This is a genomic window from Pseudomonas sp. (assembly GCF_049645325.1).
In the GTDB taxonomy this organism is placed as follows: Bacteria; Pseudomonadota; Gammaproteobacteria; order Pseudomonadales; family Pseudomonadaceae; genus Aquipseudomonas.
The window spans coordinates 1-3,693 of the sequence record NZ_JBARTQ010000247.1 but is presented as its reverse complement, the minus strand read 5'-3'; the positions used below and the strand labels follow the sequence as shown (position 1 = coordinate 3,693).

Here is a 3,693-nt window from a genome sequence, read left to right as displayed (position 1 = left end):
CCATGGAGTTGATCAGTGCCAAACCGCCTGCCGCTGCGCCCGCGCTGAGCATGGCGGTGGGCACCGGCCAGAACATCGGCAGGCCGGTGAGGGCGCCCATGGTGGCGATGGTCAGGCCGAGAATAGCGATTGCCGGGGTGGTGGCGAAATTCACCGCGATCACCAGGCCAACCGCACCCATCAGCATCGGTACGACCAAATGCCAGCGACGTTCCTTGCGCAAGTCCGCCGAACGGCCCACCAGCAACATGAACACGGCGGCCAGCAGGTACGGAATCGCGCTGAGCCAGCCAATCACCAGGTTATCGCTGAATCCCAGGTTCTTGATGATTGACGGCAGCCAGAAGTTGATCGCGTACACGCCGCTCTGAATGCAGAAGTAGATCAGGCCGAACGCCCAGATCGCGGGGTTCTTGAACACTTCGGCGAGCGAGTCCGTGGTGGTTTTCGGCTTGTTGGCCAAATCGGTGGCCTGGTCGGCTTCCAGTACCGCGCGTTCGTGCGGGGTGAGCCATTTGGCATTGGCGAAACTGTCGCTGAGCAGGAAGTAGGCGAGGGCGCCGAGGATCACCGTCGGAATGCCTTGCAGCAGGAACATCCACTGCCAGCCCGCCAGGTTGCCCTGGCCTGCGGCGAAGTGATTGAGGATCCAGCCGGAAAACGGGCTGCCGAGCAAACCGGAGACCGGAATCGCCGACATGAACAGCGCCATGATCCGCCCACGGCGGAAGGTCGGGAACCACTGCGAGAGGTACAGCACCACGCCCGGGAAGAACCCGGCTTCAGCCGCGCCGGTCAGCAGGCGCAAGCCGTAGAAGTGCGTCGGCGTCGTCACGAACAACAGGCAGGTGGACAGCGTGCCCCAGACGATCATCATCAACGCAATCCAGCGCCGCGGACCGAACCTGGTCAACGCCAGGTTGCTCGGCACGCCGCACAGCACGTAGCCGATAAAGAAGATCCCGGCACCGAGGCCGTACACGGTTTCACTGAATTTCAACGCGTCGAGCATCTGCAGCTTGGCAAAGCCAACGTTTACCCGGTCGAGGTAGTTGAACAGGTAGCAGATGAAAATGAAGGGGATCAGGCGCAGGGTAATGCGCTTGTAGATGGCGTTTTTATCGTCATCGGTGGCCAGTGTGGCAGCGGCGCTCTGTGACATGGCAGTCTCTCTTTATTATGATTTTTCGCGATGCGAGGGTAACGTTGATCGCCCAATGAGTCTCGGCCACCTGGCAGGCTGCTGTCTTTGTGCTCGCGCACAGTGAAGCAGACTTTGCGCTGTGCCTATGAACAACCATGCGTTTCAAGGAAATTAGCCCCATGTTCGAGCTGGATCATGACTTGGCGCAGGATATCGTCAATCGCACCATGGCCATCCTGCCCTATAACGTCAATGTCATGGACAGCCAGGGGTTGATCCTCGGCAGCGGTGAGCCCGAACGCATCAACACCCGCCACGAAGGCGCGCAATTGGTGCTGGCCAATGGTCGCGTGGTGGAAATCGACGGCCAGACCGCCAAACATCTCAAGGGCGTACAACCCGGCATCAACCTGCCGTTGATGCACGATCAGCGCCTGATTGGCGTGCTGGGCATTACCGGCGAGCCCGAGCTGTTGCGCACGTACGCCGAACTGGTACGCATGACCGCCGAAATGCTGGTCAGCCACCGCCACCAGCAGGCCGAGCAGCAATGGCGGCGCCAGCGTTGCGATGACTTGCTGGCCTTGCTATTGGCTGAAAGCGGCGACTCGCCGCGCCTGGTCGATGAAGCCCAGCAACTGGGGCTCAAGCCACAGCTGGCGCGCACGCCGTACCTGTTTGAGCTCGGGGTCGGGCAATCGGCGGAGGCATTGAGCACCTGGCTCACCAGCCGTTACCCGGACAGCTGGTGTGTGAGCTCCGCGCAGTTTTCCTTGCTCTGGTGCCGACCGGCCGCCGTGCAGGTGGACAACCCACGGCTGCTGGAGAAACTCCACGGTTTGGGTTGGAACATCCTGCGTGTGGCGGTGGGCGGGCAAGCCGATGGCTTGGCGGGGCTGCGTCGGTGTTACCGGCGCGTGGGCGATTTGCTCGCCTACGGGCGCGACATTCTTCCGCACTCGCGCCTGCTGACCCTCACCCGTTATCGGCTGCCCGTGATGCTTTGGCGCCACCGCAACGACGATGCGCTTGACGAATTGCTCAACCCGTTGCGCAAAGTCCTGGCCAAGGACGCCAACGGCCAACTCCTGGCGACCTTACGCAGCTGGTGCGAACACGACGGCCAGAGCCAGGCCTGCGCCGACGCCCTGGGCATTCACCGCAACAGCCTGCGTTACCGCATGGAGCGCATCGCCGAACTCAGTGGCGTCGACCCGCTGACCCTGGATGGCATGCTCGCGCTGTACCTCGGCGTACAGCTATTGCCCCAGGCTTTGTCGGAATGAACAACAAACCTCAGCCGTACTTGTGCATCGGACCGGCGTCATTGCCGCGGCCAACTGGCAGCATGGGCGTTATAAAAACCGGAGAAAGCCCATGAAAATCATCATCGCCCCCGACTCATTCAAGGACAGCCTGAGTGCCGAAGGCGTCGCCCGGGCCATTGCCGACGGGTTGGCCCAGGTGTGGCCGGATGCCGAGCTGATCCAATGCCCGATGGCGGACGGCGGTGAAGGGACGGTGGACGCAGTACTGGCGGCCTGCAACGGCGAACTGCGTCGCCAGCAGGTTCAAGGCCCGTTGGGCGGTAAGGTTGAAGCCCGTTGGGGCTGGTTGGCCGACAGCCACACCGCGATCATCGAAATGGCCGAAGCCAGCGGCCTGCAACTTGTGCCGCCGGGCAAGCGCGATGCGTGCGCCAGTACCACGTTCGGCACCGGCGAGCTGATTCGCGCCGCGCTGGATGCCGGCGCCCAGCGGATCATCCTGGCGATCGGCGGCAGCGCAACCAACGACGGTGGCGCGGGGGCGATGCAGGCGCTGGGGGTGCAGTTGTTCGATGCCCAGGATCACGTATTGCCGCTGGGTGGCCTGGCCTTGGCGCGCCTGGCGCGTATCAGCCTTGAACGGCTTGACCCGCGCCTGGCCCAGGTGCGCTTTGAAATTGCCGCCGACGTGAACAATCCCCTGTGTGGTCCGCAGGGAGCTTCGGCCATTTTCGGCCCGCAAAAAGGTGCCAACCCTGAGCATGTCCAACAGCTGGATGCCGCCCTTGGCCACTTTGCCGACCACTGTGCCAAGGTGTTGCCCAAGGATGTGCGCGATGAGCCGGGCAGCGGCGCGGCCGGTGGATTGGGTTTTGCTGCCAAGGCGTTCCTCGGGGCGCAGTTTCGCGCCGGGGTAGAGGTGGTTGCTGAGTTGGTCGGGCTGGATGATGCCGTGCGGGGTGCGGACTTGGTGATTACTGGCGAAGGGCGTTTTGACGCACAGACGTTGCGCGGCAAGACGCCGTTTGGCGTGGCGCGGATTGCGCAGTTGAACAAGGTGCCTGTTGTGGTGATCGCGGGTACGTTGGGTGATGGGTATGAGCAGATGTATGCGCACGGGGTGGCGGCTGCGTTCGCCTTGCCTTCGGGGCCGATGAGTCTGGAGCAGGCGTGCAGTGAGGCACCGCGTTTGTTGCGCGAGCGCGCGGCGGATATTGCTCGGGTTTGGCGGGTGGCGCGTTTGCGGTGATGTTGGGGGGGCGGCGGGGGGGGGCATATCCG

3 protein-coding genes are annotated in these 3,693 nt (G+C 63.1%); 2 read left to right on the top strand and 1 reads right to left on the bottom strand.

All coding sequences use genetic code 11. From position 1 onward, the window contains the following. On the bottom strand, positions 1-1,162 hold a 1,162-nt coding region (locus tag WBB95_RS10815; RefSeq protein WP_424487583.1), incomplete at its 3' end, for an MFS transporter. Positions 1,163-1,323: 161 nt separating this feature from the next. On the opposite strand from WBB95_RS10815, the gene WBB95_RS10810 reads away from it, so the two are divergent. Together WBB95_RS10810 and WBB95_RS10805 are read left to right on the top strand one after the other, a co-directional pair. Further along, complete coding sequence (locus tag WBB95_RS10810; protein WP_424487582.1) at positions 1,324-2,430, top strand: sugar diacid recognition domain-containing protein; 1,107 nt, start codon at positions 1,324-1,326, stop codon at positions 2,428-2,430. A gap of 91 nt (positions 2,431-2,521) precedes the next feature. Beyond that, positions 2,522-3,661: a glycerate kinase gene (locus tag WBB95_RS10805; RefSeq protein ID WP_424487581.1), complete on the top strand. Its 1,140-nt coding sequence runs from the start codon at positions 2,522-2,524 to the stop codon at positions 3,659-3,661. Positions 3,662-3,693: the final 32 nt, after the last annotated feature.

Excerpts from the sequence above, each read along its gene's own strand:
- WBB95_RS10810 (WP_424487582.1), top strand. The coding sequence starts at position 1,324 with ATGTTCGAGCTGGATCATGACTTGGCGCAGGATATCGTCAATCGCACC.
- WBB95_RS10805 (WP_424487581.1), top strand. The coding sequence starts at position 2,522 with ATGAAAATCATCATCGCCCCCGACTCATTCAAGGACAGCCTGAGTGCC.